General features: G+C 69.6%; 2 protein-coding genes. Both read left to right on the forward strand.

Features of this window, described 5'->3' with window-relative positions:
• A partial coding sequence (locus ACZ7KF_RS41390; protein ID WP_471087840.1) for an acyl carrier protein occupies positions 1-759 on the forward strand: 759 nt, incomplete at its 5' end.
• Between the two features lie 36 nt (positions 760-795).
• Positions 796-5,882 (forward strand): type I polyketide synthase (locus ACZ7KF_RS41395; RefSeq protein ID WP_471087843.1); only part of this gene is annotated, 5,087 nt, incomplete at its 3' end.

A 5,882-nucleotide genomic window follows, 5' to 3' on the forward strand; every position in this document is an offset into this window, starting at 1 on the left:
GGTATCCGGCCGCTGTCCGCCCAGGAGGGCATGGCCCTCTTCGACACCGCCCTGACCGCCGACGAACCCACCCTGGTCCCCGTCAAGTTCGACCTCACCGCACTGGCCGCACAAGCCGGAGCCGGAGAGGTGCCGCCGATGCTGCGAGGCCTGGTCCGCCAGCCGCGCCGCATCATCCGCACCGATGCCACCTCGGGCGGACCTGTCCGCGCCGACTCCCTCTCTGCCCGGCTGGCGGCGCTCCCGGACGAGGAGCAGTTCGAGGCACTGCTGAATCTGGTCCGCGAGGCAGTCGCCGTCGTACTCGGGCACGCCGACGCCGAGAACATCATTCCGGGACAGGCGTTCAGCGAAATGGGATTCGACTCGCTCACCGCGGTCGAGCTTCGCAACCGGCTGGCCGGGGTGACGGGCATCCAGCTGCCGGCCACACTGATCTTCGACCACCCTTCACCCGCCGCGATCACCGAGTACCTGCGCGCGGAACTGATTCCGGACGCTGTGGCCGGAACCGTGGAGCTCACCGACGTGGACGAGACCGAGCTGCGCAAGGTCCTCGCCACCGTCCCGCTCAAGCGGCTCGAAGAGCTGGGTGTACTACGGCAGTTGTTGCATCTGGTGGCTGCGGCCCCCGGCGCCGCGGATCACGGTGCGGCTACCGCCGCCTCCTCGGAAGTACGACAGAACGCCGCGCACCTGATCGCCGACATGGACGTCGCCGACCTCATCGAACGCGCGATGGGCAACACCAACAACTGAGCCCGTCGCGGCCTACGGAGGAATCCAAGAATGTCTGTGTCCCAGGACCAGCTTGTCGCGGCACTGCGCGCCTCGCTCACGGAGAACGAGCAGCTCAAGCAGGAGCGCGACCAGGCCCTTGCAGCCTCGTCCGAACCGATCGCGATCGTGTCGGCCGCGTGCCGACTGCCCGGTGGCGTCTCCTCGCCGGAGGACCTGTGGCGTCTCGTGGTCGAGGAACGTGACGGCATCACATCGTTCCCGGAGGACCGGGGCTGGGACATCGAAGGTATCTACGACCCCGCGCCCGGCCTGGCCGACAAGTCCTACGTTCGCGAGGGCGGCTTCCTCCACGACGCTGGGGAGTTCGACCCGGCATTCTTTGGGATCAGTCCGCGTGAGGCGTTGGCGATGGATCCGCAGCAGCGGTTGCTGCTGGAGATGTCGTGGGAGGTGCTGGAGCGGGCCGGCATCGATCCGACCTCGCTGAAGGGAAGCCGCACGGGCGTCTTCGCCGGTGTGATGTACCACGACTACGAGGCGGCCGTGGCCGCCGGCAGCGTCGTCTCGGGACGGGTGTCGTACACCTTCGGTTTCGAGGGTCCCGCTGTGACGGTTGATACGGCGTGTTCGTCGTCGCTGGTGGCGATGCACTCCGCGATGCAGGCCCTGCGCAACGGCGAGTGCTCGCTCGCCCTGGCCGGCGGCGTGACCGTCATGGCCCAGCCCGGAAGCTTCATCGAGTTCTCGCGGCAGCGGGGTCTGGCGGCGGACGGGCGGTGCAAGTCGTTCGCGGCGGGTGCGGACGGAACCTCGTGGGCCGAGGGTGTGGGCCTGGTCCTGCTGGAGCGCCTGTCGGATGCCCGCCGCAACGGTCACGAGGTGCTGGCGGTCGTCCGGGGCAGTGCGGTGAACCAGGACGGTGCGTCGAACGGTCTGACCGCTCCGAATGGTCCATCGCAGCAGCGTGTGATCCGGCAGGCGCTGGCGAGTGCCGGTCTGTCGGCGGCTGATGTCGATGTGGTGGAGGCGCACGGTACGGGGACGTCGCTGGGTGATCCGATCGAGGCGCAGGCCCTGATCGCCACCTACGGTCAGGAGCGGCCGGGTGATGACCGTCCGTTGTGGCTGGGGTCGTTGAAGTCGAACATCGGTCATGCGCAGGCCGCCGCGGGTGTGGCGGGTGTGATCAAGATGGTGCAGGCGATGCGGCACGGTGTGCTGCCCAAGACGCTGCATGTGGACGCCCCGTCGCCGAAGGTGGACTGGTCGGCGGGTGCGGTGGAACTGCTCACCGAGTCACGCGAGTGGCAGACCGCGGAGAACCGCCCCCGCCGCGCCGCCGTCTCCTCCTTCGGCATCAGCGGCACGAATGCGCACGTCATCCTTGAAGCCGTCGAGAACGACCTTCCCGAGCCGACCACGACGCGCGGGGTCGTACCCCTCGTTCTCTCGGGCAGGACGGCCGACGCGGTGAACGTGCAGGCCCGGCGCCTGGCCGATCATCTGGAACTGCACCCGGACGTGAGCCTCACGGACACGGCCTATTCGCTGGCGACGACGCGTGCGCGTTTCGATCACCGTGCGGTGGTGGTCGCGGGTTCGGTGCAGGAGGCCCGGGAGGGCCTGGCGTCGGTGCGTGCGGAGGGTGTGGTCGCGGGTCGTCTGGGTGTGCTGTTCACGGGCCAGGGTTCCCAGCGGGTGGGCATGGGGCGTGAACTGCACGCGGTGTTCCCGGTGTTCGCGGACGCTTTCGACGAGGTGTGTGCGGCCGTCGACAAGAGCCTGGACCGCTCGCTGAAGGATGTGGTCTTCGAGGGCGGCGACCTGATCGACGAGACCAGGTATGCGCAGCCGGCCCTGTTCGCCGTCGAGGTCGCGCTCTTCCGACTCGTACGGTCCTGGGGCGTGCGTCCCCGCTGTCTCGCCGGTCATTCGGTCGGTGAGGTGACGGCGGCGTTTTTGGCGGGTGTGTGGTCGCTGGAGGATGCGGCGGCGTTGGTGGTGGCGCGTGGTCGGTTGATGCAGGCGTTGCCGTCGGGTGGGGTGATGGTCGCGGTGGAGGCGGCGGAGGACGAGGTCACGCCGTTGCTGACCGCGGGGGTCAGCGTCGCCGCCGTGAACGGTGCGACATCGCTGGTCCTGTCCGGTGTCCGGGACGAGGTCGAGGCGGTGGTGGCCCGTTTGGAGGGGCGTCGGGTGAAGCGGCTGCGGGTGTCGCACGCGTTCCACTCGCCGTTGATGGATCCGATGCTGGAGGAGTTCCGCCAGGTCGCGGCCGGGCTGACGTATCGCGAGCCGTCCATGGCGGTGGTGTCGAACCTGACGGGTGAGCTGGCGGATCCGGAGCGGCTGTGCTCGCCGGAGTACTGGGTGGAGCATGTGCGGGGCACGGTCCGCTTCCACGACGGTGTCCGCGCCATGCGGGCGGAGAAGGTCTCGACGTTCCTGGAGCTGGGTCCCGATGGTGTGTTGTCGGGGATGGTCGAGCAGGACTGCGTGCCGTCGCTGCGGCGGGATGTGCCCGAGGACCGGGCGCTGATGACCACCCTGGGCCGGCTCCACGCGCGGGGTGTCGACGTGGACTGGGAGAAGGTGTTTGCCGGTACCGGCGCACACCGCGTGGCCCTGCCCACGTATGCCTTCCAGCACCAACGCTACTGGCTGACCGCGACGTCGTCCGGCGGGGATCCCGCGTTGGCGACCGGACATCCGCTGCTCGACACGGTGATCAGTGTTCCTGACACGGGAGGTGTCGTATGTACCGGCAGGCTCTCCCTGGCAGCGCACCCGTGGCTGGCGGATCATTCCGTGTCCGGCACGGTCCTGCTGCCGGGTACCGCCCTCGTGGAACTCGCGGTCCGTGCCGGGGACGAGGTCGGTGCGCGTTCCCTCAGCGAACTGATCATCGAGGCACCTGTGGTGATCCCCGACAAGGGCGCGGTACGTATCCAGGTTTCGGTCGGTGAAGAGACGAACAGTGCACGGCCGGTGGCGGTGTACTCGCGGCCGGACGACGCCGAGCCCGGCACGCCCTGGGTGCGTCACGCCACAGGCCAGCTGGCTGAGGATGCGCCGGCTCCGGCCGTCGCCTTCGGGGTCTGGCCGCCGGAGGGTGCGCAGCCTGTCGACCTGACCGGCTTCTACGCGGACCAGGCGGCCGCCGGTTACGGTTACGGGCCGCTGTTCCAGGGGCTCAGCTCGTTGTGGATCCTCGGCGAGGACATCTACGCCGAGGTCGCGCTTCCGGCGGAGGACGCCGAGGTGGCGGCCGGTTTCGGTGTGCATCCCGCGCTTCTCGACGCGGTCCTGCACTGCGGGGCCTTCACGGACCGCAAAGCCGAGGAGGGCAGGCTCATCCTGCCGTTCGCGTGGAACGGCGTGACGCTGCATGCCTCCGGCGCCACCGCCCTGCGGGTACGCATGACGCCCACCGGACCCGAATCCGTGACGCTCGAACTCGCCGATGGCGAGGGCGCCCCGGTGGCGTCGGTGGAGTCCCTCGTGCTGCGGGCGGTCGCCGAGGAGCAGGTCAAGGCCGCCGGCCGGACCGCTCCTGGGACGGACTGCCTGTTCTCCGTCGAATGGACCGCGCTGCCGGCCGAGGCGACGGCAAGCGTCACCGCCGCGGTCGTTCCGCACACCGTGTCCATGGCCATGGACATCGAGGAGTTGGTGCGGCCCGGCGCGTCGATGCCCGAAATACTGGTCGTCGACGCCGTCGACGGTGTCGTCAGCTCCGAACGGGTCCGCGGCCTCGTCGGCCGTGTCCTCGGCATCCTCCAGGCGTTCCTTGCCGCGCCGGAACTCGAGTCGTCGCGCCTTCTCGTCGTGACACGCGGCGCGGTAGGCGTCTCCCGGGACACCGAGGTGACCGACCCGGCGGGTGCCGCGGTCTGGGGTCTGGTGCGCGCGGCGCAGGCCGAGAACCCGGACCGCGTCCTTCTCATGGACGTGGACGAGATCCAGGCGTCCCGGCCGGCCCTGGCGGGCGTATTGGCCACCGGAGAGCCTCAGGTAGCGGTGCGTGCCGGCGTCGTCCACACACCCCGGCTGGTGCGGGCCGCGGACGATTCCGGTACCGGTCCCGAACTGGACCCCGCGGGCACGGTACTCGTCACCGGCGGCACCGGAACGCTGGGCGGCCTGGTCGCCCGGCATCTCGTCGCCGCATACGGTGTGCGCCACCTGCTGCTGACCAGCCGTCGCGGACCGGAGGCGCCCGGCGCCCAGGAGCTGACGGCCGAACTCGAGGCGGCCGGAGCGACCGTCACCGTCGTGGCGTGCGACATGTCCAAGCGTAGGGCGGTGAAGAAGCTTCTCGCGACGGTCTCGCCCGACGCGCCGCTCACCGGGGTCGTGCACACGGCGGGAATCCTCGACGACGGTGTGATCGCGAGCCTCACTCAGGAGCGGATCGGCGCCGCCTTCCGGCCCAAGGTCGATGCGGCACTGATTCTGCACGAACTGACACGCGGCATGAACGTGGACGTGTTCGTCCTGTTCTCCTCGGCCGCCGGTGTGATCGGAGGTCCGGGCCAGGGCAACTACTCGGCCGCGAACGCGTTCCTGGACGCCTTCGCCCAGTGGCGCCGTGCGCAGGGCCTGCCCGCCGTCTCACTGGCCTGGGGCCTCTGGGCCGAGTCCGCCGGCATGATCGCGACGATGAGCGAGTCGGACCAGGCCCGCATGGGCCGCGGCGGAGTGCTCCCGCTGGCCACCGAGGACGGCATGGCCCTGCTCGACACGGCCCTTTCCGGCGAGGCGTCCACCCTTGTGCCGCTGAAGTTCGACTTCGCCGTCCTGACGGAGCAGGCACGGACCGGACAGTTGCCGCCGGTGCTGCGGGGGTTGGTGCGTCAGCCGCGTCGTACGGTGCGTGGTGCCGTGGTGGCTGGCGGGGGTGTGGGTGATGCGTTGGCGGACCGGCTCGCCGTGCTGTCTCGTGAGGGGCAGGAGCGTCACCTGGTGGAGTTGGTGTTGGGTGAGGTCGCGGTGGTGCTGGGGCATGCGGACGCGGCGAGTATCGGTGCCGGGCAGGCGTTCAAGGATCTGGGTTTTGATTCGTTGACGGCGGTGGAGTTGCGGAATCGGTTGAATGCCGTGACGGGGCTTCGGTTGTCGGCGACGTTGGTTTTTGATTA

The sequence above is a fragment of the Streptomyces sp. NPDC038200 genome (genome assembly GCF_055600785.1).